Origin of the sequence: Roseivirga ehrenbergii (genome assembly GCF_001593005.1) — a bacterium.
GTDB lineage: Bacteria > Bacteroidota > Bacteroidia > Cytophagales > Cyclobacteriaceae > Roseivirga > Roseivirga ehrenbergii.
On the sequence record NZ_LQZQ01000005.1, the window covers coordinates 57907 to 82679 of the forward strand.

Annotated in this window: 27 protein-coding genes and 2 tRNA genes; 13 read left to right on the forward strand and 16 right to left on the reverse strand. The window is 39.2% G+C overall.

The window, feature by feature from the left end:
- Positions 1 to 13 precede the first annotated feature (13 nt).
- The 3 genes from MB14_RS06495 (at position 14) to pfkA (ending at position 3112) form a co-directional block, all read left to right on the forward strand.
- A complete protein-coding gene (locus MB14_RS06495) occupies positions 14 to 1411 on the forward strand; it encodes a dicarboxylate/amino acid:cation symporter (protein ID WP_062590656.1) in 1398 nt (465 codons plus the stop codon).
- A 48-nt stretch (positions 1412 to 1459) separates the two neighbouring features.
- Entirely contained in the window at positions 1460 to 2029 is a 570-nt protein-coding gene (locus MB14_RS06500; protein WP_062590658.1) for a NifU family protein, read from the forward strand.
- A 99-nt stretch (positions 2030 to 2128) separates the two neighbouring features.
- On the forward strand, positions 2129 to 3112 hold the full coding sequence (pfkA, locus tag MB14_RS06505) for a 6-phosphofructokinase (protein ID WP_062590711.1): 984 nt from the start codon (positions 2129 to 2131) through the stop codon (positions 3110 to 3112).
- Positions 3113 to 3246: 134 nt separating this feature from the next.
- Here the strand turns inward: pfkA and MB14_RS06510 are convergent.
- From MB14_RS06510 to mltG, 5 genes are all read right to left on the reverse strand, one after another.
- A tRNA-Glu gene (locus tag MB14_RS06510) sits at positions 3247 to 3318 on the reverse strand.
- Between the two features lie 10 nt (positions 3319 to 3328).
- Positions 3329 to 3413: transfer RNA gene (locus MB14_RS06515), tRNA-Ser, on the reverse strand.
- 69 nt (positions 3414 to 3482) lie between these two features.
- Entirely contained in the window at positions 3483 to 4430 is a 948-nt protein-coding gene (locus MB14_RS06520) for a YihY/virulence factor BrkB family protein (RefSeq protein ID WP_062590660.1), read from the reverse strand.
- Positions 4420 to 4833, reverse strand: a complete 414-nt coding sequence (locus MB14_RS06525; RefSeq protein WP_062590662.1) for an acyl-CoA thioesterase — start codon at positions 4831 to 4833, stop codon at positions 4420 to 4422. The genes MB14_RS06520 and MB14_RS06525 overlap by 11 nt, the downstream gene beginning before the upstream one ends.
- The gene (gene mltG, locus MB14_RS06530) at positions 4833 to 5867 is read right to left on the reverse strand and encodes an endolytic transglycosylase MltG (protein ID WP_062590664.1); all 1035 of its coding nucleotides are present in this window, start codon (positions 5865 to 5867) and stop codon (positions 4833 to 4835) included. Before mltG ends, MB14_RS06525 begins: the two co-directional genes overlap by 1 nt.
- A 54-nt stretch (positions 5868 to 5921) precedes the next feature.
- Between mltG and MB14_RS06535 the strand changes: the two genes are divergently transcribed.
- The 3 genes from MB14_RS06535 to MB14_RS06545 all read left to right on the forward strand — a co-directional run bounded on the left by MB14_RS06535 (position 5922) and on the right by MB14_RS06545 (position 9835).
- On the forward strand, positions 5922 to 6545 hold the full coding sequence (locus MB14_RS06535; RefSeq protein ID WP_053222543.1) for an L-threonylcarbamoyladenylate synthase: 624 nt from the start codon (positions 5922 to 5924) through the stop codon (positions 6543 to 6545).
- Positions 6545 to 7183, forward strand: a complete 639-nt coding sequence (locus MB14_RS06540; protein WP_062590666.1) for a WbqC family protein — start codon at positions 6545 to 6547, stop codon at positions 7181 to 7183. Before MB14_RS06535 ends, MB14_RS06540 begins: the two co-directional genes overlap by 1 nt.
- 93 nt (positions 7184 to 7276) lie before the next feature.
- Positions 7277 to 9835 (forward strand): ATP-dependent Clp protease ATP-binding subunit, encoded by a 2559-nt coding sequence (locus tag MB14_RS06545; protein WP_062590669.1) that lies wholly within the window; start codon positions 7277 to 7279, stop codon positions 9833 to 9835.
- A gap of 211 nt (positions 9836 to 10046) precedes the next feature.
- Here MB14_RS06545 and MB14_RS06550 read toward each other — a convergent pair whose 3' ends face one another.
- From MB14_RS06550 to MB14_RS06565, 4 genes are all read right to left on the reverse strand, one after another.
- Entirely contained in the window at positions 10047 to 10586 is a 540-nt protein-coding gene (locus MB14_RS06550; protein ID WP_062590671.1) for a Spy/CpxP family protein refolding chaperone, read from the reverse strand.
- Between the two features lies 1 nt (position 10587).
- A complete protein-coding gene (locus tag MB14_RS06555) occupies positions 10588 to 10920 on the reverse strand; it encodes a hypothetical protein (protein ID WP_132644159.1) in 333 nt (110 codons plus the stop codon).
- A 39-nt stretch (positions 10921 to 10959) separates the two neighbouring features.
- Complete coding sequence (locus tag MB14_RS06560; protein WP_062590676.1) at positions 10960 to 11541, reverse strand: RNA polymerase sigma factor; 582 nt, start codon at positions 11539 to 11541, stop codon at positions 10960 to 10962.
- Positions 11542 to 11615: 74 nt separating this feature from the next.
- The gene (locus MB14_RS06565) at positions 11616 to 12110 is read right to left on the reverse strand and encodes a Spy/CpxP family protein refolding chaperone (RefSeq protein ID WP_062590677.1); all 495 of its coding nucleotides are present in this window, start codon (positions 12108 to 12110) and stop codon (positions 11616 to 11618) included.
- A gap of 245 nt (positions 12111 to 12355) precedes the next feature.
- On the opposite strand from MB14_RS06565, the gene MB14_RS06570 reads away from it, so the two are divergent.
- From MB14_RS06570 to MB14_RS06590, 5 genes are all read left to right on the forward strand, one after another.
- Positions 12356 to 13882 carry a carbon-nitrogen hydrolase family protein gene (locus MB14_RS06570; protein ID WP_062590679.1) on the forward strand — a complete coding sequence of 509 codons (1527 nt, stop codon included), beginning with the start codon at positions 12356 to 12358 and terminating at the stop codon, positions 13880 to 13882.
- Positions 13883 to 13885: 3 nt separating this feature from the next.
- The gene (locus tag MB14_RS06575; RefSeq protein WP_062590681.1) at positions 13886 to 14833 is read left to right on the forward strand and encodes a succinylglutamate desuccinylase/aspartoacylase family protein; all 948 of its coding nucleotides are present in this window, start codon (positions 13886 to 13888) and stop codon (positions 14831 to 14833) included.
- Between the two features lie 15 nt (positions 14834 to 14848).
- On the forward strand, positions 14849 to 16204 hold the full coding sequence (gene mgtE, locus MB14_RS06580; RefSeq protein ID WP_062590684.1) for a magnesium transporter: 1356 nt from the start codon (positions 14849 to 14851) through the stop codon (positions 16202 to 16204).
- 315 nt (positions 16205 to 16519) lie between these two features.
- Complete coding sequence (locus MB14_RS06585; RefSeq protein ID WP_062590686.1) at positions 16520 to 17512, forward strand: hypothetical protein; 993 nt, start codon at positions 16520 to 16522, stop codon at positions 17510 to 17512.
- 65 nt (positions 17513 to 17577) lie between these two features.
- Entirely contained in the window at positions 17578 to 18117 is a 540-nt protein-coding gene (locus MB14_RS06590; protein ID WP_246032657.1) for a thioredoxin family protein, read from the forward strand.
- 55 nt (positions 18118 to 18172) lie between these two features.
- Here the strand turns inward: MB14_RS06590 and MB14_RS06595 are convergent, their stop codons facing one another.
- The 6 genes from MB14_RS06595 to MB14_RS06620 form a co-directional block, all read right to left on the reverse strand.
- Positions 18173 to 19159 carry a YpdA family putative bacillithiol disulfide reductase gene (locus MB14_RS06595; RefSeq protein ID WP_062590690.1) on the reverse strand — a complete coding sequence of 329 codons (987 nt, stop codon included), beginning with the start codon at positions 19157 to 19159 and terminating at the stop codon, positions 18173 to 18175.
- Positions 19160 to 19228: 69 nt separating this feature from the next.
- Positions 19229 to 19768, reverse strand: a complete 540-nt coding sequence (locus MB14_RS06600; RefSeq protein ID WP_062590692.1) for a tetratricopeptide repeat protein — start codon at positions 19766 to 19768, stop codon at positions 19229 to 19231.
- A gap of 61 nt (positions 19769 to 19829) precedes the next feature.
- Positions 19830 to 20123, reverse strand: a complete 294-nt coding sequence (locus MB14_RS06605; protein WP_062590694.1) for a type II toxin-antitoxin system RelE/ParE family toxin — start codon at positions 20121 to 20123, stop codon at positions 19830 to 19832.
- Entirely contained in the window at positions 20120 to 20353 is a 234-nt protein-coding gene (locus tag MB14_RS06610) for a hypothetical protein (protein ID WP_062590697.1), read from the reverse strand. Before MB14_RS06610 ends, MB14_RS06605 begins: the two co-directional genes overlap by 4 nt.
- A 96-nt stretch (positions 20354 to 20449) precedes the next feature.
- Complete coding sequence (locus MB14_RS06615; protein ID WP_062590699.1) at positions 20450 to 20770, reverse strand: potassium channel family protein; 321 nt, start codon at positions 20768 to 20770, stop codon at positions 20450 to 20452.
- A 1-nt stretch (position 20771) separates the two neighbouring features.
- A complete protein-coding gene (locus MB14_RS06620) occupies positions 20772 to 22010 on the reverse strand; it encodes a M20/M25/M40 family metallo-hydrolase (RefSeq protein WP_062590702.1) in 1239 nt (412 codons plus the stop codon).
- A gap of 190 nt (positions 22011 to 22200) precedes the next feature.
- On the opposite strand from MB14_RS06620, the gene MB14_RS06625 reads away from it, so the two are divergent.
- Positions 22201 to 23181, forward strand: coding sequence for a TolB family protein (locus MB14_RS06625; protein ID WP_221405468.1), 981 nt, complete (start codon positions 22201 to 22203; stop codon positions 23179 to 23181).
- Positions 23182 to 23261: 80 nt separating this feature from the next.
- Here MB14_RS06625 and rfaD read toward each other — a convergent pair whose 3' ends face one another.
- Positions 23262 to 24227 (reverse strand): ADP-glyceromanno-heptose 6-epimerase, encoded by a 966-nt coding sequence (rfaD, locus tag MB14_RS06630; RefSeq protein WP_062590709.1) that lies wholly within the window; start codon positions 24225 to 24227, stop codon positions 23262 to 23264.
- Between the two features lie 73 nt (positions 24228 to 24300).
- On the opposite strand from rfaD, the gene MB14_RS06635 reads away from it, so the two are divergent.
- Complete coding sequence (locus tag MB14_RS06635; protein ID WP_053222561.1) at positions 24301 to 24720, forward strand: 6-pyruvoyl trahydropterin synthase family protein; 420 nt, start codon at positions 24301 to 24303, stop codon at positions 24718 to 24720.
- Positions 24721 to 24773 lie beyond the last annotated feature (53 nt).

Sequence of the window (24773 nt, forward strand, 5' to 3'; positions counted from 1 at the left end):
TCTCCCAATATATATGAAAAAGCTTCCTCTTCATGTCAAAATAATGATCGGACTTTTGGTCGGTGTTATCTGGGCATTTATATCAAGTGCATTAGGTTGGAATGAATTTACCACTAATTGGATCGATCCTTTCGGACAGATCTTTATTAGAATGTTGAAGTACATCGCTGTGCCGTTGGTGTTATTCTCAATCATTGGCGGTATTTCGGGGTTAAAGGACTTGTCTAAGTTGGGTCGAATGGGTGGAAAAACTTTATCCTTCTATTTGGTAACCACCGTTTTTGCTGTAGGTATAGGTTTAATTCTTGTAAATGTTATCAGACCAGGTGATTTTATTGATGAAGAACAAAGAATTAAAAACCGTTTACAATACGAAGAGTGGGTTTCTGCTACGGATGGAGTAGAAATTTTAGATGGGAAACATTACTTAGATGATCCTAAGTATAATGGGCTTGATTTCCGCAAGGAAATGACAGAAGCCGAAAAGAAACTAGTAGAAGAAAAGAAGGCAACGGCTGAAGAAAAGAAGGATGAAGGACCGCTTTCGTTCTTAGTCGATATGGTTCCAGAAAACATCATTCTATCTCTTTCCAATGACAAATTGATGCTTCAGGTGATTTTCTTTGCCATCTTCTTTGGAGTCTGTTTGGCGCTAGTACCAGACGAAAAAGGGGCAGGCTTAAAGAACTTTGTGGATGCCACAAATGAGGTATTCCTTAAGATGGTAGACCTCATCATGAAGTCAGCGCCATTCTTTGTTTTTGCATTATTGGCTGGTGTTATTTCCAAAATGGCCGATACGCCAGGAGAGGTTTTGCAAATATTTAAAGGTCTAGCCTCATATTCTGTAACATTGGTAATTGGGCTTCTTTTCTTGATTTTTGTTTTTTACCCACTAATTGTCAAGGGTTTTGTTAAAAGCCTGACTTATAAAAAGTTCTTTCAAAAAATCAGTCCAGCTCAGTTTTTAGCTTTCTCTACCAGTTCTAGTGCTGCTACTTTGCCAGTAACTATGGAGTGCGTTGAAGATAATCTAGGGGTGTCTAAAAACGTTTCAAGTTTCGTGTTGCCTATTGGTGCAACAGTAAATATGGATGGTACTAGTTTGTATCAGGCCGTAGCTGTAGTGTTTATGGCGCAAATGCATATGGTAGATTTATCTGTAACACAACAGCTTACCATTGTTCTTACTGCAACTTTGGCGTCAATTGGTTCGGCAGCAGTGCCAAGTGCTGGTATTGTAATGATGGTTGTGGTACTTCAATCGGTAGGCTTGAACCCTGCTTGGATCGCTATCATTTTCCCTGTAGATAGGCCTTTGGATATGCTTAGAACAGTAGTGAATGTAACTGGCGATGCCACCGTAGCCACTTTAGTTGCTAAATCTGAAGACGAATTAAAGGAAGACTGAGAAACTTTTCGAGTACCTTTGTAGTTCAAAAGGACTAGACAGTTAGATATGAAAGCGGTAAATATATACATGGAGGCTAACCCCAACCCAAATTCAATGAAATTTGTGGTGAATTTTATGCTTCTGCAAGAAGGCGTTAGTTTTGACTATCCAGATATGGAATCTGCAAAGGATTCTCCATTGGCTCAAGAACTATTTAAAATTCCTTCAGTAGAAAGAGTTTTCTACATGAGTAACTTTATTACAGTAACTAAATCTGAATCGGTAGAGTGGCCAGAAATTCAGAACGAAATTAAAAATGTAATTAAGCCATACTTAGAAAATGACAAGCCTTTAATTCTTCAGGAATTGGATAAAGATCCATTGTTTGATGAGAACGATTCTGAAGTTGTAAAACAAATCAAAGGTATTTTGGATGAATACATTCGTCCTGCGGTTGAACAAGATGGTGGAGCCATTGGCTTTGCTTCTTTTAATGATGGAGTGGTGAAGGTAAACCTTCAAGGCTCTTGCAGTGGATGCCCTGCCTCAGCGGTTACTTTAAAGTCAGGTATTGAGAACTTGCTGAAGAGAATGCTTCCTAACGATGTAAGAGAAGTGGTTGCAGAAGGCGTTTAAAAGAATTAAACATATTGAAGTTATATTTAAGGTGATTCGAAAGGGTCACCTTTTTATTTGAGTATCACTTAGATTTTGAAACTCTATTTAATGAATAATATGAAAGCGAACATTAAGAAAATAGCAGTATTAACCTCCGGGGGCGATGCACCAGGAATGAATGCTGCCGTTAGGGCAGTAGTGAGGTCTAGTGTCTACTATAACCTCGATGTCTATGGGATTTATAAGGGCTATGATGGCCTTATTAATGGAGATATAGAACAGCTTCAAGTGCGGTCAGTCTCTAATATTCTTAGCCGTGGCGGTACATTTTTACTTTCGGCTAGAAGTGATGAGTTTAGGACCAAAGAAGGAAGAGCAAAGGCTTATAAAAATTTCAAAGCAAATGATCTAGATGCCTTAGTGGTTATTGGTGGTGACGGTTCGTTCACGGGAGCTGATGTTTTTAGTCAGGAATATGATGTGCCAGTTTTAGGGATTCCAGGCACTATTGATAATGACTTGGCGGGCACAGATTTCACTATTGGATACGACACTGCCTGTAACACAGCTACCGAAGCTATTGATAAAATAAGAGACACTGCCTCTTCTCACGAAAGACTTTTCTTTGTAGAAGTAATGGGCAGAGACGCTGGCTTTATAGCTGTAAACTCGGGGATAAGCGGTGGTGCTGTTGCAATGCTTTTGCCAGAGCACAATTGGGGAATCGATGATTTGATCAGAAGACTCCAAAGAGGGGCTTCTAGCGAAAAAGCTTCCAACATAGTAATCGTAGCCGAGGGATGTAAACTTGGCTCTGCTTATGACATAGCTGCCAAAGTAAAAACTCAGTTAGATTACTTTGATATTCGTGTCACCGTTTTAGGGCATTTACAGCGAGGTGGTTCGCCTACAACCTCCGATAGAGTTCTTGCTAGCAGGTTAGGTGTTGCGGCTGTTGAGGGCTTGTTAAATGGGCAATCCAATGTTATGGTAGGGGTGGTGAATAGTAACGTGGTCTATACACCTATCAACGAGGCAGTAAAAACCATTAAGAAAATTGATGCTGAGGAATTTAGGATTGCTAAAATTCTTTCGATCTAGTTAAGCTTTTTTTTCAAAAATTCTTTCACTCGAAGAATTTATAACTGAGTCAGTTTGTAGTGGTGCTCCCTGGAATATTCATCATAGAGCGATGAAAACAAAAAAAAGCCCAGCATTTGCTGAGCTTTTTGAAGTAGTCCGTAGGGGAATCGAACCCCTGTTGCTGAGATGAAAACCCAGTGTCCTAACCCCTAGACGAACGGACCCTTAATAATGCAGAGGAGGAGGGATTCGAACCCCCGGTACCTCGCGGTACAACGGTTTTCAAGACCGCCGCATTCGACCACTCTGCCACTCCTCTGTGTGTGATCTCCCGTTTGGGACTGCAAAGATAGTGGTAATTTTATTTTTGCAAATAGCCAGGGCAAAATTATTTATCATTTGCTTCACGAATTTCCATTTTGGCCTTGTCGATAGCCGCGTTCATCTCAAATCCTACCAGTAGAATGAGTGAAATTATGAATAGCCAAAGCATTAAAACCAACAATGCCCCAATGGAACCATAAAGCTTATTATAATTGCCAAAATTGTTAACATAATAAGAGAAACCAAATGAAGAGACAATAATGGCTAGTGTTGAAAATACTGATCCTATGCTCAGGAAATGCCATTTTTCGTGGATTGCCGGAGCCCAATAGTATATGGAAGATATGGCGATTTGGAAGATAAGGTATAGAAATACGAACCTCAAAATAAAGACCAGATCCACAGAAATATTATCATTAATGATGGATCTAATTTCCGAATCAAGGATCATTTGTTGCCCTACAATAAGCAGTGCAATCGAGATGATAAAGGATAGTGCAAGAATGAAAATTAATATAGTAGCAATGAACCTAATGGAGAAAAAGCCCCTAGTTTCATTGGTTTTATAGCAAGCATTAAAGGCACTCATTAGTGAGGTCATACCATTGGTAGACAGAATTAGTGTAAGAATAAAGCCAACTGAAAGTAGTCCGCCACGCTGTTTACTAATAATATCATGGATCGTAGTCTCTGCTGCGTTGTATAAATTCGAAGGTAAAATGTCTTTCAAAAACCCGATGATCTCATCGTTGGTGAGTTCAGGGAAGAAGTTTTGAATGTAGGGTGTTAATGTAAATAAAAATATAATTGCTGGAAAAATGGCCATCGTGAAACTAAATGCTACCCCGTTGGCGCGATCTAGAATTTCATCATTTGACATTTTCCTGATAAAGATCAGAATGGCATCATAAAGACCAATCTTGTCTTTCCCTAGCTTGATCTTCTGAAGAAAGGCTACCAGTTTAAGGTAATACTTGTTTTCAAATACAAATTTTAGAATTCTATTTTTCATCAAAATAGGGCTCTAATACTTGAACTAATTCTTTTGGTGCCTTGGTAAGTTTATTGGATTCCATATTTACGAAAACCAACATGGTCATGCCCTCATTAATAAGCTCATCTTGTTCGTTTCTTATTTCGTAATTGAAGCGCATTCTTACTTTCGGTATTTCTGGTATGGTCACTTTAATAGTAAGCAGCTGATCATATTTGGCTGGGCTATGATATTTACTGTAGTTTTCGTGTACAGGCATCATAATTCCCGCTTTTTCTAATTCACCATAACTGAACCCAATTTGTTTCAATGCTTCAACTCTTGCTACTTCGTAGTACATAGCATAGTTACCATAATAGACATAAGCCATTTGGTCTGTTTCGGCATATCTTACCCTGATTTGGGTGGAAGCAGTATACATTATCTGAATATTCTTCTTTCGTTCAGTGCTTTTTGGAACAAGGCTGCATTCTTATTATGCTGAACCAATGTTTTGGCGAACCTGTGATACCCAGAAAAATCTTCTTTGGCACACATATAAATATAATCATGCTTTTCGTAATTCAATACTGCATCTATAGAGGGGATGGTGGGCAAGTTAATTGGTCCTGGAGGTAAGCCTCTATTTAAATAAGTATTGTATGGGCTTTGAACCCTCTTGTGCTCATTCAACACCCTTTGGATTGTAAAATCACCTAAGGCATAAACTAAAGTAGGGTCGGCCTGAAGCGCAATATTTCTTTCAAGGCGGTTGAGGTAAAGCCCTGCAATAGTTGGGCGCTCGTCATTTTTTATACTTTCGGCCTGAACAATAGAGGCTAAAACGGATATCTGAACAGGTGTTAAGTCTAGTGCTTTTGCTTTTGCCAATCTGTCTGCCGTCCAAAATTTCTTATGTTCTTCGGCCATTTTAGAGAATAATTCCTCAGGCTTAATTGTCCAGTATACCTCATAGGTATTGGGCAAAAACAAGGTCATTACATTTTCTGTATTAACTCCATATTTTTCCAAGAAGGCATCATCATTTAAAAGTGCTTCGAATTCACTTGGTTGAATACCGGTGTTGTCGGTGATTTTTTCAGCCAGTTCATTTTTCAGCCTAACATTATTGAAAGTAATTCTAACAGGCATTTGATCGCCTGCTCTGAGCATTCTTACCGCTTCAAGGTTGGACATACCAGATTTTAAGAAATAAACCCCAGGCTTTACCAAATCTTGGTAACCCATGGTTTTTGATACAAAACTGAATGATATAGGATCATTGATGATGTTGGCATCGTAAAACTTGTTTCGTACTTCGTCAAATCCTTCACCATACTCTATTGTAATAGAGGTGTCGGCTTGCTCAATAAGAATATTGGCACCGTAAAACATTTGGTAGAAATAAAAACTAAAGGAGGTGAGGAGTACTGAAAACACCACCATTGCTAATAGGAAAATCTTTCTTTTCTTCATTGGGTTACAAAAATAGGGTTTTTGTCATAACTTCGATTCGTTAAATGAAGACTAATGCAAGCCGAATTAATAAGACTTTATCCTGAGAACCCTGAACAGGAAAAAATCGATTATATCGTATCGGTTTTGAGAGATGGGGGAGTAATTATTTATCCAACTGATACTGTTTATGGTATTGGTTGCGACTTCTCAAATACCAAAGCCGTGGAGCGGGTTTGTAAAATCAAAAACGTAAAACCCCAGAACCTTTCATTTATTTGTTACGATTTGAGTGAGATTTCGGAGTATGTTAAGCAATTGAGTACTCCTGTTTTTAAAATGATGAAGAAGGTACTTCCAGGGCCTTATACCTTTATTTTAAACTCTAACAGTAGTGTGCCGAAAATCTTGAATGCCAAGAAGAAAACGGTGGGGATTAGAGTGCCTAACAACAGCATTCCACGCCTTTTAGTAAAAGAACTAGGGCGGCCAATTATTACTTCTTCTATTCAGGGCGAAGACGATGTGATTGAATATTCAACCGATCCGAGTTTGATTTTCGAGAAGTACGAAAACCTTGTTGATATTGTAATTGATGGAGGGTATGGGGGTAATGTACCTTCAACCGTTATAGATTGTTCTAACGATCAGTTCGAAATCATTAGGGAAGGTTTGGGAGAGACTGAAGGATTGTTTTGATGCAGAGCATTCTCATAGAACTTCATTATTTGCCATCTATCGCTTACTTTTCTGCGCTTTATAAAGCAGATGAAATCTACATTGCAAGCCAAGGGCGGTTTGAAAAAAGAACTTATTTAAACCGAAGTACAATTTTAACCGCGAATGGTCCGCTTGACTTATCAGTGCCCGTGTTTGGTGCGAATAAGAGAATCCCAATTCAGGAAGTTAAAATTGACTATCACGAAAAATGGGTGAATAATCATTGGCGTGCCATTCAGTCTGCCTATGGTAAATCTCCTTTCTTTGATTTCTATTCAGAAGAAATAAAGGATATACTGTATTCAAGCCCAAGTCATTTATTTGCCCTTAACAAGTCATTACTGACAATGTGTCTCAAGTTTCTGCAAATTGACACGCCTGTATTTTGGCAAGAAAACCTTGAAGAAATTGCCAAACCCGATTTAATGGATATGAGGGGTGATATTCACCCTAGAAAGCCAATCTCGGAACTGTTTTGGTTCGACCCAAAACCTTACCAACAGATATTTGGCAGTAACTTTGTTTCAAACCTTAACATCTTAGATCTTTTGTTTTGTACAGGCCCAGAAGCCTTAGAGGTTTTAAGGAGGTCAGTTGTTAGTTCATTGAACAAATAATCTTTTGATTACGTTTTGTGTTAGATCGTAAATAGAAAATACTATATTGATCTATCCTATAATAATTAGAACAAGCCATTCAGAAAGGAATAAATGGAAGCTAAATTTTCGAATAGAGTAAAAGAAGTCATTTCGCTGAGCCGTGAGGAGGCGCTTCGTTTGGGTCACGATTATATTGGCACGGAGCACCTTTTGCTAGGAATGATCAGAGAAGGAGAAGGCATCGCTGTGAGTATCTTAAAAAAACTTGGTACTTCACTAGAAGAATTGCGAGAATCGGTAGAGCGTGCCACCAAAGGTACGGCCAATCATAATGTCAAAAATTTGGCAAATATTCCGCTTACCCGTCAATCAGAAAAAGTACTTAAAATCACTTATTTAGAAGCAAAAATCTTTAAGAGCCAATTGATTGGTACTGAGCATTTGTTGCTTTCTATTTTAAGAGACGAAGACAATATTGCCACTCAGATTTTAGAAAAATTTGATGTGAACTACGAGGTCGTAAAGGAAATGCTGGAATACCAGACAGACAATGAAACACCATTGGCATCATCTGATACGGATGATTCTGATGACGATTCTTCAAAAATGTTTGGAGGCGGATCGGGAGCTTCTTCCGATAAACCAGGTCAAAAAGGCACTGAAAAATCGCGTACGCCTGTGCTCGATAACTTTGGTCGCGACCTGACCAAATATGCGGAAGAAGATAAGCTCGACCCGATTGTGGGGAGAGAGAAAGAAATTGAGCGTGTAGCTCAAATCTTAAGTAGAAGAAAAAAGAACAATCCGATTCTTATTGGAGAGCCAGGCGTGGGTAAATCAGCCATTGCCGAAGGTTTGGCTTTAAGAATTATTCAGAAGAAGGTGTCGAGAATACTGTTCAATAAAAGAGTAGTAACGCTCGATTTGGCATCTCTTGTAGCTGGAACTAAATACAGAGGTCAGTTTGAAGAGCGAATGAAAGCTGTGATGAACGAGCTTGAAAAGTCGCCTGAAGTGATTCTCTTTATTGATGAGTTACATACGATTGTGGGAGCAGGCGGAGCCTCAGGTTCGCTAGATGCTTCTAACATGTTTAAGCCAGCGTTGGCTCGTGGTGAAATTCAATGCATTGGAGCGACAACTTTGGATGAGTATCGTCAATATATCGAGAAGGATGGTGCGCTAGCAAGACGTTTTCAGCAAGTAATGGTTGATCCAACTACAGTTGAGGAAACCGCTATGATTCTTGAAAATATCAAAGAAAAGTATGAAGAGCACCACCATGTAAATTATACTCCAGAGGCTATTAAGGCTTGTGTGGCGCTTTCTGATCGCTATATTTCTGATCGTTTTCTGCCAGATAAGGCCATAGACGTTTTAGATGAAGCGGGTGCAAGAGTACACATCAACAATATCCATGTGCCAGATGACATTGTTAGCTTAGAGGCTGCCATTGAGGATATTAAGAAAGAAAAAAATCGAGTAGTTAAAAGTCAGAAATACGAAGAGGCTGCTCAATTAAGAGATAAAGAAAAGAAACTCATTGACCAGCTTGATAGAGCGAAGGCCAAATGGGAAGATGAAAGTAAAGCGAAGCGCTACACCGTTGATGAAGAAAATGTAGCCGAAGTTATCGCTATGATGACGGGAATTCCTACAAAACGAATTGCACAAAAAGAGCAATCCAAACTGGTCGGAATGGGCGAACAACTTAAGAAACGCGTGATTGGTCAGGATGAGGCAATTGCTAAATTGACTAAAGCGATTCAGCGTACCAGAGTTGGTCTAAAAGACCCAGGAAAGCCAATAGGAACCTTTGTTTTCTTAGGTCCTACTGGAGTTGGTAAAACAGAGCTAGCTAAGGAGCTTTCAACCTATTTATTCGACAAAGAGGATTCTTTGGTAAGAATAGACATGAGTGAGTACATGGAGAAATTCTCGGTATCTCGCTTGGTAGGAGCGCCTCCGGGCTATGTGGGTTACGAAGAGGGAGGTCAGCTTACTGAGAAAGTAAGAAGAAAGCCTTATTCTGTGGTGTTGCTTGATGAAATCGAAAAAGCACACCCAGACGTTTTTAATATTCTATTGCAGGTATTGGATGACGGTATCCTTACAGATGGCTTAGGCCGAAGAGTGGATTTCAGAAATACCATCATTATTATGACTTCGAATATCGGGGTACGTGACTTGAAGGATTTCGGTTCTGGAATTGGTTTTAGCACTCAGTCGAGAAAGGAAAACGAGGATGCTGTAATGAAAGATACCATTCAACGTGCGTTGAAAAAGACTTTCAGCCCTGAGTTTTTAAACCGTTTGGATGATGTGATTATTTTCAATTCTTTGGGAAGAGAAGATATTCACAAAATCATCGACATCACACTGACTAAGTTGTTTGCTCGTGTTGAAGACATGGGCTACAAAATTGAATTGACCGAAAAAGCCAAGGACTTCTTGGCCGATAAAGGTTTTGATCCTCAGTTTGGTGCCAGACCTTTGAACAGGGCTATTCAGAAATATTTGGAAGATCAAATTGCTGAAGAGATTTTGAAAGGAAGCGTAAATGAAGGCGATACCCTTATTGCTGATTACAGCGGAGAAGGTGAGGCCTTAACGTTGAAAACAAAGAAGAAAAAAGCGAGTAAAAAGAAAGAAGAAGGGCCTAAAGAATAAATAGGTATACTGCGCTAAACATATTAAAACCCCGGCCTTTGGTTGGGGTTTTCTTTTGTTCGTGTTGGGGTGAAAAAAGAAAAGGAGCCCCGTATGAACTCCTTATCAACCAAAACATATTTGTATCAAATCATTTTTACGAAGGGATTTGAAAACTTCATTTCTTTAACGAACCCTAAATGCTCTAACGTATTTAAAAAGTTCGATAATTTTAACGACCACCTTTCTCTCTCGGAGGAGGTCTGTTTCCTGCCGGGCCACCTTCTGGAGGAGGTCTTACACCCTGAGGCCCATTACCGTTTGGCTCTACTCTAAGTACTTCGGATATAATTTTATCGAAGGTTTTTTGTTGCTCAGTTGTGCATATTGCTCTAATTGAAGCAAAGTGTTCAAAAGTAGAAATTTCAATTTTAGATTGAATATCACCCATTTTACCAGCTAATACTCTGGCCTTCTCTTGCGGATTTTCTGTATTTAAAAGACCATGAAGTTGTCTTCTAGTTTCATTGAATTCTCTTTGATATTGGTTGACCTGCCTAAAGTGAGCTGCCTTAAGAGTTTCTAACTGATCAACTTGATCGGGTGAAAGGTTTAGGCGTTCTTCTAAAAGTCTTCCTTTGCCTTCTGGGCCGTTATTCAAACGGTTATTCTCAAGTCGGCCGAGCCATAAGAAAACCAAGAGGGCAGCATTGAAAATTACCAGAACTATGACTGCACCACCTAATAGTTTATTGCGTCTAATAAAGTCCATCTTAGTAATCGTTTAGGTAATCGTAAACATTTGGGTTCGAGAAATACTCCTCAGAAAACTCGTCAAGAGCAGATGTTGCTGTAGAGTCTGTGTTTTGACTTCCAGAAAGAAAAACAATACTGGTAAGGTTGAATACAAAGAAAACTGCCAGCATGGCCAAGCTTAATTTTAAGTTGGCTAAAATAGAGAACTTCCCGTATGATGGCGCCATCTGATTTTCCATTTTCGCTTGTAGGCGTGTATAGAAATAGGGCTTCACTTCAGCCGACTCAATGCCTTCGATACTATTGAGGGCTTGATTGATTTTGGTCTCTATGTTGTTTTCGTTTTTCATGCTCATTCTATTCGATGCTCTTCTCCAAAAATACTTGTGCTAATCCCTAAAATTTTTTTCATAGTAACTCTTTAAAGTCTTTTGCAAATTCTTTTTGCTCCTAAACATGAGCGATTCCACTGACGAAACACTTGTTTCCATAATTTCAGAAATTTGCTGATAGGCCAGACCTTCAATTTTATGTAAGGTAAAAGCTACCTTTTGGGTTTCTGGTAATTGTGCAATGGCCTGAAAAAGTGCTTCCGCATTTTCCTTTTGTTCCATTTCAATTCCAGGGTGTACAAAATGTGCTTGCTTTAGGCTGTCACTTTTTTCATCGCTTCCTGCCAAAGATTGAAGAAAGGCAAAACGCTTTTGGCGCTTGTTTTTTCTGATCAGCTCCAATGATTTAGTGGTGGCGATTCTGTAAAGCCAAGTCGATAATTTGGAGTCGCCACGGAAAGCACCGATGGAACGGTGGACCTCAATAAATACGTCTTGCGCAGTTTCTTCTGCATCCGACTCGTTTTGCAGTAATCCAAGGCATGTATTATATACACGATTTTGATGGGTTTCCACCAAGTCGCGAAAAGCACTTTCTGAGCCTTCTTTTAATGCTAATATGAGTTGATCTTCTGACAAGTAATGGTTGATGTAATTTGGTTTAGGTAGATTTTACTCCACCCAAACCTATGTTAAAACTAAGCTACCGATTTTTATTTTCTTCTTGGCCCATTTTGTTTAGGTCCTTTTTGCTGATGTTGGTTAAAGAACACCAACTGCTCTTCTGTTAGAATACTTTTGACTTTCTGTTGACCAGCTACTTTTAATTTCGCCAAATCAGCTTTCAGATCTCCAATTTCTTCGATCACTTTGTTCACCGCTTTTTCATCATACTTTTCTGCAGAAGTGAGGGTGTTTAGTCGAGCTTCTTTTTCAGCTACTAAATTTTCAATGGGCTGCGCTTTTTTCATTTCTTCTAAACGAAACTCCTTCAGCTGATTTTCTTGAGCGTCAGTCAGGTTTGGAATTTTTGGCCCCCTTTGCTCTGGCCTCATTTGGTCAGACTTTTTGCCTCTATTCATTTCCATCGGGTGGTCCGACTGCGGTTTTTGCTCTCCTCTAAATCCTTGTGCATTTACATTTAAACTAGAAGCTAATAATATTGCTAATCCTAGTGTTCCTAACCATTTCATTTTTGACTTTTTCATAATTTTTGAGTTTTAATTTCTTATTCGTTTGTAAGCTTAGATGTAGACTTAGAGAATTTACTTGCGGTGTTAATATGTTAAGGAGTGTTAAAAAATGGAGATGTTTAAATGTGACTTTGGAGTGAAATGGCTGTCATAGATAAAATGATTTGCCATAAGACTGAAGGGCTTTTTTAAGTGGAAATATTCTTACAATCAATCATTTTTTATTTGAACATTGCAGGCATTTACTATCTTAAAGAGATATGAGGGAAATACAGAAAATTGAACTGAGGCAACTTGAAATTAGTGACTTCAAAAACTTAACCGAATCTATGAAAGCGGCCTACGAAAATTGGTCGGGAGGCTGGTGGGACGAACACCATATTCAGAAACTCATAGATATTTTTCCTGAAGGTCAGTTGGTGATTGTGGCTGATGATGAAATAGCAGGTTGCGCCCTGAGCTTAATTGTAGACTACGATAAATTTGGCGATAATCACACTTATGCAAAAATAACTGGCAACTATACTTTTTCTACCCACGACCCTAATGGCGATGTAATTTATGGTATCGAGGTGTTTATAAAGCCAGATTTTAGGGGCTTGCGCTTGGGTCGAAGACTTTATGACGCCCGTAAGGAACTTTGCGAAAACTTGAACCTAGAGGCGGTTGTTTTCGGTGGTCGAATTCCGAATTATCATAAATACTCAAATGAGCTTACCCCAAGGCAGTACATAGATAAAGTAAAGCTAAAGGAACTATATGATCCAACCCTGACCTTCCAGTTGAGCAATGATTTTCACGTAAACAAGGTGATTAAAGGCTACATGCCGGGTGATGACGAGTCAGAGGATTATGCAGTACTTTTAGAGTGGAACAATATCTATTATGTTGAGCAAGAGCCACAACTTAGTGATCAGAAGACAGTAGTTCGCTTAGGGTTAATTCAATGGCAAATGCGCCCCTACAATGGAATTGATGAGCTTTTCGAGCAAATTGAATTCTTTGTCGATGCCGTTTCGGGTTACAAAAGTGATTTCGCTTTATTTCCGGAATTCTTCAATGCCCCTTTAATGGCAAAGTACAATCACCTTTCTGAGGCCGAAGCCATTCGCAAGCTAGCAGAGTTTACCGATGAAATTAGAGAGCGTTTCTCCAAATTGGCGATTAGCTACAATGTAAACATCATTACAGGCAGTATGCCTAAAATGGATGGCCCTAAACTATATAATGTGGGCTTTTTGTGCCGAAGAGATGGCACTTTTGAAGAGTACACCAAAATGCATGTGACTCCAGATGAGGCCAAGTATTGGGGCTTAACGGGCGGAGATACCATTAAAGTTTATGAAACTGATTGTGGCCCAATCGGTGTGTTGATTTGTTATGACGTGGAATTTCCTGAGCTGCCAAGAATTTTGGCTAATGATGGCATGAATATTCTGTTCGTTCCGTTCCTGACTGATACTCAAAACGGTTACTCGCGAGTTCGCTATTGCGCTAGAGCAAGGGCAATTGAAAACGAATGTTACGTGGCCATTGCGGGTTCGGTTGGTAACCTTCCTAAGGTTGAAAATATGGACATTCAGTTTGCGCAGTCTGTGGTTTTTACCCCTTGCGATTTTGCTTTCCCAACCACAGGAATTAAAGCCGAGGCCACGCCAAATACAGAAATGATTTTGGTGGCCGATGTAGATTTAGACTTGCTCTGGACGCTACATAACAAGGGTGCAGTTCGTAACCTGAAAGATAGAAGAACAGATGTTTATGATATTAGACTGAAAAAGAAATAAGTATTGAGAGCACCATTAATAATCGGAGGCAAGCAAATATTGCCAGGTCAGGAGACCAAAATCAATATTAATATTGCGCGGCTCCCTTCGCATTCACCAATTGATTTACACATTACTGTGGCCCGTTCAGAAATTGACGGGCCTACTTTGCTCCTCAGTGGAGGCATGCACGGTGATGAAATTAACGGTACCGAAATTGTCCGCAGAATAATTGAAAAAGACCAGCACATACCTAGGGTAGGAACTGTCATTTGTATTCCCATCATTAATATGTTTGGCTTTATTCACTTTAGCCGCTATGTGCCCGATGGCAAAGATGTGAACCGGTCATTTCCGGGAAATAAAAATGGTTCTTTGGCCGCTAGGGTAGCTCATTATCTCACTACAGATATAATTCCTAAAATAGATATGGGTTTGGACTTCCATACAGGAGGGGCCGACCGCACGAATTATCCGCAAATACGCTGCGCACTGAAGGAACCTAAAAATCAAAAGATCGCTGAAATTTTTCAACCTTCGTTTATTTTAAACAGTCCGTTTAGGCCTAAGTCTATGCGCCAAACTGCGGCTAAAATGGGCAAGCAAATATTGGTGTATGAAGGGGGTGAATCGGCTCGTTTTGATGAATTTGCAATTCAACAAGGCATAAACGGGGCGTTAAGGGTAATGAAACATTTAGGTATGCGCGAACGCGCGCCAGAAGCACCACATGTGACCAAAACTATCAATAACTCATCGTGGATTAGGGCGAAAACCTCAGGTGTTTTCTTAACAATGGTTCCGTATGGTTCCGAAGTAGAGAAAAACCAGCTTATCGGTCATATCAGTGACCCTTTTGGGGGTTCGAAAATCAAAATTAAAAGCCCTGTTTCTGGTTATGTGATAGGTTTGAATAACAATCCAATTGTTCACCAAGGAGATGCCCTGATGCACATAGGGGTAAGAAAGTAAAAGAGAAAAATCAGCATGGAGAAGGAAGTGAAATCGTGGGAGCAACTGGCTGAATTAATTGCTTCTTCCGATCAAGAGGGTATTCATGATTACATGGATGAGAATAAGTCGGAAGACATTATTCATGCTTTTAGCCATTTAAACAGGGCCGAGCAGAATGATTTGCTTGGATTAATGAGTGCCGAAGATGGAGCAAGCTTACTGGAGCGAATTCCGCAATCCCAAGCCGTTCAACTGATCGAAGATGTAGAAACCGAAACAGCTGCTTCTATTCTAAATCAACTCTATTCTGATGAACAGGTGGATATTATTTCTGAACTGGATGACGATGATGCGCATGCCATTTTGGAGGAAATGTATCCGAAAGAAGCGGAGAACATTCGTAGGCTAATCCATTACGATTCGGACTGTGCCGGTGGGGTAATGATTACGGAATACTTGGCTTTTGAGTGTACTGAGACCGTAGGCGAAATCACCACCAAGCTCCGCGATAATTCTGAAGAATACGAAGATTACAACGTTCAGTACATTTATGTGGTTGATGATGGTGTCTTTGTTGGGGTGCTTCAAATGCGCGACTTATTGCTTTCAAAAGCCTCGGTTCCGCTTTCAAAAATTGTGATTAAAAATGCCCTTACAGTAAAGGATACAGATCACCTCACCGAGCTCATCAGCTTTTTTGATAAGTATGATTTTTATGGAGTGCCTGTAGTCAACGATGCCAACATACTTCTCGGTATTGTGATGCGTAAACATGTAAGGGAGGCTGAAAACGACCGTTTTAATACGGAGTTACTAGAAACGCAAGGTATTGTGGGTGGGGAAGAACTGCGTACCATGCCCGTAATGCTGCGTTCGCGCAGAAGGCTTTCTTGGCTGAGCGTGAACATACTTTTGAATATAATTGCGGCCAGTGTAATTGCTTTTTACCAAGACACGCTGCAAGAAGTAATTGCTTTGGCTGTTTTCCTTCCAGTAATTTCAGACATGAGTGGCTGTTCTGGTAACCAAGCCGTGGCGGTAAGTTTAAGAGAGCTTTCGCTAGGGGTGGTAAAGCCTTATGAATTAATGCGAGTGCTTTGGCAAGAAGTCAAAGTGGGCTTGATCAACGGAGTAGTGCTTGGTGCATTGATTGGCTTGGCAGCTTTCTTTTGGCAGGGCAATGCCTATTTAGGCCTAGTAGTGGGGGGTGCTTTGGCCATTAACACCGTTGTTGCCGTTGCTATTGGAGGTACAATTCCATTGTTTTTAAAGAAAATGAAAGTGGATCCAGCTTTGGCTTCTGGCCCAATTTTAACCACAGTTACCGATATGCTCGGCTTCTTCTTGGCCCTAACTTTCGCTGGTTTGGCACTGGCGCATTTGGTTTGATAATTAGTATGATTTCTGGATAAAGAAAAGTTGTCTTTCTTCTCTGTAAGAGCCTATAAAGTTTATACACTATCAATGAAAAAGTTTAGGCTATTTTATTTCTAGACTTTTCCTTAAAAACAACCATCCATTAATGGTATTGAATAGTAACCAGTTAGGGTTCATTTTAGTATTGATGAAACTAATCTAACGTACAATAAGGTGTTGATTAGTGATTTTTAGTTCATTCTGAACAACTTTTGCTAAAAGGTAAGCGTACGCATCTTTGTTTAGATGATTACAATATAAGGCTGTTATAAATAAATCACACACGCATTGTTATACACAAGAGAAGAACTAGATAAAGTAAGTGATCCAAAGAATACCGAACCTGGGTCAACTCCTGAGATTCTATCGGAACTACTGCGTAAGCTGTATGCCGGTGAGAAAATGTTGTTATCTGAACAAATTGCAGTTTGTAACATCTTACCTATTTTACATTCCTCAGAGGATGATTCTACTTTAAATCCATATGATTTTCCAGAACTTGACATTGCCCAATTTCTTAGAGTCCATTCTACTTATTTCCGAAATTTGAACGGTCACTACCCCGCTCATGATTGGAAAGGAGAAATTCCCAGAGAGCAGGTAATAAAAGATATTGCATTTCTCAACCGTCACTATGAAGAATGGAAAGAACTCATTTCTAAAACAAATCATAAGAGCGAACTCTTAATAATGGCTTTATCAGAAACTAACAATCAGCTTAAGGATTTAATAAAGTATCAAAAAAGAGATTTTGTAGGAAGTAATTTGGCCGAATACCAGAAAAAGTCAACTACATTATTTGGAAAAAAAGCTTATTATCTTCTTCAAGAGTATTATGAATTCAAGGATAAAAACTTCATCGAGTTTGAAGTTAGCGGGGTCATAATTAGAATTGATGCATTCGGTTACTTTCATACTTTGACTAGACACTTTTCTGCTTTAACACGAGACCATCTAGATGATAAAGACTTTCATATTGACAACGTAAATTACAGATATCTTCCTGATAATATTGAAACAATTTTGCTCGTGTATGACAAACCAGAGAATAAATATTTGTTTGACAACAATCACCTTATGTTTTCTATTGGAGGGAAGCCTTATTCAATTCGGTTTAAAAAAATGAATCGTCCTAAGCGTGGAGGTGGAGAAATTGAATATTATAGATTTCAAACCTTCTACCCAGTAAGTGATCCAAATGAACTCAGAAAATTCAATTCTATAAAAAGACTTGACTTTCCTCCTTTTAAAACGGCATTTAATACGCGATCTGAAAGTTGAGGAACTTTACGATTATTAAGTATTAATAAATTTATAACTAAATCATGTCCCGTACACCATCAAACATGCTACAGCTAGGAACGCTAGCTCCTGATTTTAAATTGCTAGATACCGTTTCTGGTCAAATGCAGTCATTGGATGAATTGAAATCTGACAAAGCCACGGTGATTATGTTTATCTGCAATCACTGCCCTTTTGTGAAGCATGTGGACGAAGGAATTGTAGCCTTAGCAAAAGATTATCAAGCAAAAGGCGTGTCTTTTATAGCCATCAGCTCAAACGATGTTGAAAACTACCCACAAGATTCGCCAGACTTAATGAAGGTGGAGGCCGAAAAAGTAGGCTATACTTTTCCTTATCTGCACGATGAAAGCCAGGAGGTTGCCAAAGCCTACCAAGCGGCTTGTACACCCGATTTCTATATTTTCGATAAAGGACTAAAATGTGTGTACCGTGGTCAATTAGATGATTCCCGACCAGGAAATGACCAGCCAGTAACGGGCAAAGATTTACGTTCTGCCTTAGACTGCGTGCTCAATAATAAGGGAATTGATTTTGAACAGCGACCAAGTTTGGGCTGCAATATCAAATGGAAAGAGGGCTAACCTTAACTTTCCAAAAGTTTAAACTTTTGGAAAGTTTTCCTCTAGTCTGACTATCTCACTGCGACTTTAAAGATGGATTTTTAGCTTGAATAGCTTTAATAATCATTTCAGAATGCACCCTTGTATTCTCTATAAACAGCGTGCTTGTCTGCATTCCCGAATTGATTACTCCAGCTACATATACATTGGGCAAATTGGTTTCTAAAGTGTCCGCATGATGCACAGGTACTTTCAATTCATCTTCCGAAACATCAATACCCAGTGCTTCGAATAAAGTATAATTGGGTTTGTAGCCAGTCATAGCCAAAACGAAATCGTTCTCAATCGTTAATGGCCCGTCAGGTGTATTGATGTGTACTTGGTTTTCTGTAATTTCAGTAACTGTGGAATTGAAATAGGCTTTGATTGCACCTTCTTTAATTCTGTTGATGATATTCGGGCGAATCCAGTACTTCACTTTAGGGTAAATTTCTGGTTCACGAATCACCATCGTCACTTCCGCTCCTTTATAATAAGTTTCTAAAGCCACATCGCAAGCCGAGTTGGCCGAACCAATTACCACTATTTTTTGATCTACGTAAGGATGAGGGTCATCATAAAAATGCTTCACCTTGGGTAAGCTTTCTCCCGGAATATTCAAGAGACGGGGTGTATCATAAAAACCAGTGGCCACGATTACATAGTTGGCGGTGTAGGTGCCCTTGCTTGTTTTGATGTGATACACTTCGTTTTCAGAAGTCATACTATCTACCTTGGTGTAGGGTTTTATGTTCAACTTCCAGCTTTCCTGAACCCTTCTAAAATATTCTAAGGCTTCCCTTCTTGTAGGTTTATCGGTATGCGAAATAAAGGGTACACCACCAATTTCTAACAAATTGGAAGTGGAAAAGAAGGTCATATTGGTAGGGAAGTGATAGATGGAATTCACCAAAGTTCCCTTTTCTAATACCACGTAATTTAAGTTGGCTTTTGTGGCTTCAATAGCGCAATTCAGTCCGATGGGCCCGCCTCCTATAATTACTAAATCAAAATGGTTTTGCATGGTATTCAAACTGCTATTGGAATAAGATGGTTCATGGAATTCTGGGTTTATAAAACCAGATGGTAATTCCTATTGTAATGCAGTTTCTAATCTAGAAATGGAATCACAATAAGTTTTTATCTGATGATATCGATCCCAATGGGTGGAGTCTTTTTCAATTAATGATTCCGCGTCTAATATAGCTGATTTGCAATCTTTCAAATTAATATAGGAATAGGCTCGCCATTCTAATGCTGATGGACTTCCATAAGGTGAGTCCCTTATCGCAGCGGAGAAAGACTCAATTGCATGCTTAAAGTTATCCATTGAGAATAATAGCTTTCCTTTCTCTAACTGATAAACCGACTTGTGATCTGTATTTTTCTCAATAAGAATGTCTAGATACTTGATTCCTTCAGTTAAAGCCCCTGAGGCTTTAAGTGTTTCCAAAGTTTCCATGTAAGAATAGTGGTCCTGTAGTCGATCATTGGCTGAACTAGGAGAATTATTTCGTATATCATTGATTTCCTCTAGTAAATCAATAGGCTGATGGAGTTGTTTGTATACATAAGCACAACCGAAAATAGCAGCTAGCAATAGAACCCCAATAAATATACTTTCCTTTTTCATTACTCTAATTACTCACGACTAGTTCATTGTCTAGCTGTTACCAGACCACTATTGAAAAAACTCAAACTTTTAATTTGGCTGGATTTTGACGGCTATCCCAAAAAACCAATAGTTCTATTTCTTTCAGTTTAATCCTATAATACAAACTGATCTGTTTGGTGACAACGGCACGGTAGACTTCTTTCTTTTTGGAGTATAGATATTGTTTGGGATTACGTGATATAAAACTGATGACTTCATCTGTTCGGTTTAGAAAACTATTGATTTCCTTTGCGGTCCAGTTTTCTTCAAGATATCCAATCACCATTGCATATGTTATTTCTGCTTCAGGTAACCATTTAACAGAATAATTCACTTTTGATGTTTTGCTCTGATCTCGCTCATTACCTCGTAATGTGGCCTTCCTTTCCCTTGTTCTGATTGAGCAAGGGCGCGGTCAATTGATGCTTGTATATTAGGGTCTAAGTCATCCCACCAGTCTTGTTTCTTATCGGCATCGATCATTTCATTGACAAGCATTAAAAAACGTTCGTTTGCTTGATCAATATAATCATGTATCCTTTGTTTTATTTGTATGCTGTTCATCTTTTTCTCTTTTATTCAAGGTAACGAATTATCGTAAAATTTGATTTGCACCAAAGTTTGACAACTGTTCGGTGTGATCACAAGTTTATAAGCATTTTAATTCTTATGGTGAAAGTGGTCTTGAGGAATGTTTTTAAAATGGGTATATACCGTATTGATAAAGGTAAGGATGAGACCAACTCCAATAACGATATAGATGATGGTGAAGATTTTACCCCAATCAGTTTGAGGTGAGAAGTCTCCGTAGCCTACGGTGGTTAAAGTGATGATTGAAAAATAGAGAGAGTCTAACCAAGTCCACTGTTCGAGGTAATGATAAGTAACGGTGCCGATTACCAGCACCGTTATAGTTGCAAAAAGCAAATTTCTGTAATGTTTGTCCCTTAGGAAAGAAAGTATGGTTCTAAGTATAATCACCTTAGAATTTTATATCCACCGTTTTTAATTCTTCGCCTCTTTTAAACTCCACTTTGGTTTCATCGCCAAGTTGGAAGGCAGCAAGGGCTCTCATATAACTCATCATATCTACAATGGTAGAGTCGCCAAGCTTCATCACAATATCTCCTTTTTGCATACCTGCTTTTTGTGCTGGTTTATCTTCAGACACACCATCTATTCTCATGCCTTGGCCATCGTATAGGTAGTCCGGTACCACTCCAAGTGAAACCGTGAATCGTGGGCTATCGCCAGATTCATCTTTGGTTTTAGTAAAAGCGATTTTCTCTTCTTGGTCAAGCGATAATACTAATCGCTCAATAAGTCGAACTACTTTTACTATGCCATGGTAATTGATTTTATTAGCATCATCCGAAGGACGGTGATAGTCTTCGTGTTGGCCTGTAAAGAAATGCAGTACGGGTAAATCCTGTAAATAGAACGAAGTGTGATCGGACGGTCCAATCCCAGATTCAGAAGTCACTAGCTTCAATGTGTCTGTGTTGGCCGCTTCGATTTTGTCCATCCATACAGGGCTAGTACCTACACCATTAATGGCCAAAGTTTTTTCCTCGTTCATTCTGCCTACCATGTCAATATTGATCATGTAATCCACGCTGCCTAAATCAATGGTAGAGTTTTTCGAGAAGTAATTTGAACCCCAGAGGCCGTTTTCTTCTCCAGAAAAAGCCATGAAAAGGTAATTTTTATCTTTCCCTTTATTCTTAAGAATCCTTGCTAATTGAATCATGGCTGCTGTACCGCTGGCGTTATCATCGGCTCCATTATGAATGGCCTTATCACCTCGGTAAAGAGAACCTTCTTCTCCATATCCTAAATGGTCGAAATGTGCACCAATGACCACTGTGTTTTCAGCTCCGTTATCAATGTATCCAACTACGTTTCTTCCAGTAATTCCGCCTTCTGCATCGCCAATTACGGCTTCTTCATGTGGGTTTGTGGCCTTTTTTACGTTGAATGGCTGCATATAACCATCTGTGCCTTTGGGCTCAAGTCCATACTTTTTAAAAGCTGCGGCTATGTATTCAGCTGCCAATTGCTCGCCTTCAGTTCCAATAGCCCGTCCTTCTAGTTTGTCATCGGCCAAATAGGCAATATCTTTTTCTATACTCGTGCGAATTTCTTTATCGGTAGTATAGCTAGTACAGCTACCTAGCCCAATAATGCATATAATGCTTATGTAAAAGGTGATTTTTCTCATGTCGTAGAATTTAAGCTCAAAGATAATAATCCTTATCTTCGCAACTCTAATTTACGACATCATAATGAAGAATAAGTACTGTCTGTTATTAACACTAGTTATTGTATTTAGCTGTAATATACCGAAGCAGAAAACTACGGAAGTAGAGTCGCAAGAAAATTTAGATTCACTTCTTTTAAAACCAGAGGAAATGAAATTCCTTAAGAATATTAAGCAATTGACTTTTGGAGGAAATAATGCTGAGGCCTACTGGAGCTTTGATGATAATTACTTAGTATTTCAGTCTGATTATGCCGAATGGGGTGCTAGTTGTGACCAAATGTTTATTACCGATTGGCGTAATGACGATTTAAAGAACAATAAACCAGAAATGGTGAGCACTGGTATGGGAAGAACAACATGTGCTTATTTTCTACCAGATAATACCTTCGTTTATGGTTCTACTCATTTGGGAGACGAGAATTGTCCTCCTGTTCCTGGGCCTCGCGAGGACGGTAAATACATATGGCCGATTTATCCTGACTACGATATTTTCACGGCCAATATGGATGGAGAAATCATTGCTCAGCTTACTGATAACCCTGGCTACGATGCTGAGGCTACAGTATCACCAAAAGGAGATAGAATCGTTTTTACTTCTATGAGAACTGGCGATTTAGAGCTCTTCACCATGAATATTGATGGCTCTGATGTAAAGCAAATTACCAATGAGTTGGGTTATGACGGTGGTGCTTTTTTCTCTCCTGATGGCGAGAAATTGATTTTCAGATCTTCTAGACCTAAAACAGAAGAAGACATTAAGGTTTATCAGGACTTACTAAAAGAAGGTTTGGTAATGCCTACCAACATGGAACTTTACATTTGTAATGCAGATGGTTCTGACCTTAGGAAACTTACAGATTTGGGGCAAGCCAACTGGGCGCCTTTCTTCCATCCTTCAGGTGAAAAAATCATTTTTGCTTCAAACCATACCGCTACGCGTGGCTTCCCATTCAACTTATACATGATCAATATTGATGGAACTGGCTTAACGCGAATTACACAAGACGATACTTTCGATGCCTTCCCTGTGTTCTCGAATGACGGAAAATATTTGGTGTTCTCTTCCAACAGAAATAACGGAGGAACAAGAGATACCAATCTCTTCGTAGCCGAATGGATTGGGGGGTGATTAAGGAATTAAAGAACTTTAAAAACAGAAAAGGTAGAGTTTGCGCTCTACCTTTTTTTGTGTCTATAATTTACCAACGATTAATAATAACTGTGGCTAGATAGATAATTCTTCACGTAATCTTCTACACCTTCTTCTAAAGAAGTAAACTCTTGCGTAAAGCCAATCGATTTTAACTTGGCCATATTCGCTTCAGTAAAATACTGATACTTATCACGAATGTCGGCAGGTGTATCTATAAATGAAATCTCTTCTTTCTTGTCCATTGCCTTGAAAGTGGCCTTTACAAGGTCTAAGAAAGTTCTGGCTTTGCCACTTCCTAAGTTGTAGATGGCAGAGTTTTTTCGGTGGTGCATCAAGAAATAACAAACGTCAACCACATCTTTCACATAAACGAAATCTCTCATTTGCTCACCATCTTTAAATTCTGGATTGTGAGATCTAAAGAGTTTCATTGCGCCTGTTTTATCAATTTGGTTGAAGGCGTGCATAATCACTGAGGCCATCCTTCCTTTGTGGTATTCATTAGGCCCATACACGTTAAAGAACTTTAAACCAGCCCAGAAGAAAGGCTGTTCTTCTTGTGATATCGCCCACTTATCAAAATCGTTTTTCGATTCACCATAAGGGTTTAGAGGAATCAGGTTGGGAATGTTTTCTTGGTTGTCATCATAGCCATATTCGCCCAAACCATAAGTAGCCGCAGACGAAGCATAAACCAATGGAATTTGATATTGAATACATTTCTCCCAAATCTGTTTGGTGTATTCTGTATTCATTTTACTTAACAAGTCTTTGTCAAACTCAGCGGTATCTGTTCTGGCGCCAAGGTGAAAAATGAATTCTACTTTTTCGCCCACAGTATCCAGCCAAGTGAAGAAGTCGTCTCTATCGATAGACTCAAGAATGCGTTTACCTTCTAAGTTTTTGTTTTTTTCTTCATTGTCGAATTTATCAACCACAATGATGTGATTAAAGCCTTCGCTATTCAATTTGCTTACTAAACAACTTCCTATAAACCCCGCTGCTCCCGTTACTACAATCATAAAGTATCTGAATTTGTGCTTGCCAAAGTTAAGCAAATACCCATTATATTTGCAGCGAAATTGAAGAGAAGGTATGATCTACATCAGTAGGAAAGAGCATTTTAATGCAGCACACAAGCTGTACAATCCTAATTGGTCGGAAGAAAAGAATGTTGAGGTATTTGGCCCTTGTGCGAATGCCAATTGGCACGGGCATAATTTTGAATTAATTACGACTGTAAAGGGAAAACCAGATCCGGAAACGGGTTTTGTAGTAGATCTAAAGCAGCTTTCAAATGTAATTAGGGCAGAAGTGATCGAAAAGTTAGATCACAAAAACCTGAACATGGATGTGGACTTCATGCAAGGTAAAATGGCCAGCTGCGAAATTTTGGTTATGGAAATCTGGAAGATATTGGAACCAGAGGTAACCAAAATCACTAGCACAGGAAAACTGCACAGCCTTCGCCTTTACGAAACCCCAAGAAACTTTGTAGAATATTTCGGAGAATAAAACCCCGAAATTAGTAACCTTATCTCCATACTAAAGTTCGCCTTACCTGATTA

What these genes read in the sequence shown, in the direction of transcription:
- MB14_RS06495 (WP_062590656.1), top strand. Translation starts at nt 14, where the DNA reads ATGAAAAAGCTTCCTCTTCATGTCAAAATAATGATCGGACTTTTGGTC.
- MB14_RS06500 (WP_062590658.1), top strand. Translation starts at nt 1,460, where the DNA reads ATGAAAGCGGTAAATATATACATGGAGGCTAACCCCAACCCAAATTCA.
- pfkA (WP_062590711.1), top strand. Translation starts at nt 2,129, where the DNA reads ATGAAAGCGAACATTAAGAAAATAGCAGTATTAACCTCCGGGGGCGAT.
- MB14_RS06520 (WP_062590660.1), bottom strand. Translation starts at nt 4,430, where the DNA reads ATGAAAAATAGAATTCTAAAATTTGTATTTGAAAACAAGTATTACCTT.
- MB14_RS06525 (WP_062590662.1), bottom strand. Translation starts at nt 4,833, where the DNA reads ATGTATACTGCTTCCACCCAAATCAGGGTAAGATATGCCGAAACAGAC.
- mltG (WP_062590664.1), bottom strand. Translation starts at nt 5,867, where the DNA reads ATGAAGAAAAGAAAGATTTTCCTATTAGCAATGGTGGTGTTTTCAGTA.
- MB14_RS06535 (WP_053222543.1), top strand. Translation starts at nt 5,922, where the DNA reads ATGCAAGCCGAATTAATAAGACTTTATCCTGAGAACCCTGAACAGGAA.
- MB14_RS06540 (WP_062590666.1), top strand. Translation starts at nt 6,545, where the DNA reads ATGCAGAGCATTCTCATAGAACTTCATTATTTGCCATCTATCGCTTAC.
- MB14_RS06545 (WP_062590669.1), top strand. Translation starts at nt 7,277, where the DNA reads ATGGAAGCTAAATTTTCGAATAGAGTAAAAGAAGTCATTTCGCTGAGC.
- MB14_RS06550 (WP_062590671.1), bottom strand. Translation starts at nt 10,586, where the DNA reads ATGGACTTTATTAGACGCAATAAACTATTAGGTGGTGCAGTCATAGTT.
- MB14_RS06555 (WP_132644159.1), bottom strand. Translation starts at nt 10,920, where the DNA reads ATGAAAAACGAAAACAACATAGAGACCAAAATCAATCAAGCCCTCAAT.
- MB14_RS06565 (WP_062590677.1), bottom strand. Translation starts at nt 12,110, where the DNA reads ATGAAAAAGTCAAAAATGAAATGGTTAGGAACACTAGGATTAGCAATA.
- MB14_RS06570 (WP_062590679.1), top strand. Translation starts at nt 12,356, where the DNA reads ATGAGGGAAATACAGAAAATTGAACTGAGGCAACTTGAAATTAGTGAC.
- mgtE (WP_062590684.1), top strand. Translation starts at nt 14,849, where the DNA reads ATGGAGAAGGAAGTGAAATCGTGGGAGCAACTGGCTGAATTAATTGCT.
- MB14_RS06590 (WP_246032657.1), top strand. Translation starts at nt 17,578, where the DNA reads ATGCTACAGCTAGGAACGCTAGCTCCTGATTTTAAATTGCTAGATACC.
- MB14_RS06595 (WP_062590690.1), bottom strand. Translation starts at nt 19,159, where the DNA reads ATGCAAAACCATTTTGATTTAGTAATTATAGGAGGCGGGCCCATCGGA.
- MB14_RS06600 (WP_062590692.1), bottom strand. Translation starts at nt 19,768, where the DNA reads ATGAAAAAGGAAAGTATATTTATTGGGGTTCTATTGCTAGCTGCTATT.
- MB14_RS06610 (WP_062590697.1), bottom strand. Translation starts at nt 20,353, where the DNA reads ATGAACAGCATACAAATAAAACAAAGGATACATGATTATATTGATCAA.
- MB14_RS06620 (WP_062590702.1), bottom strand. Translation starts at nt 22,010, where the DNA reads ATGAGAAAAATCACCTTTTACATAAGCATTATATGCATTATTGGGCTA.
- MB14_RS06625 (WP_221405468.1), top strand. Translation starts at nt 22,201, where the DNA reads ATGAAATTCCTTAAGAATATTAAGCAATTGACTTTTGGAGGAAATAAT.
- rfaD (WP_062590709.1), bottom strand. Translation starts at nt 24,227, where the DNA reads ATGATTGTAGTAACGGGAGCAGCGGGGTTTATAGGAAGTTGTTTAGTA.
- MB14_RS06635 (WP_053222561.1), top strand. Translation starts at nt 24,301, where the DNA reads ATGATCTACATCAGTAGGAAAGAGCATTTTAATGCAGCACACAAGCTG.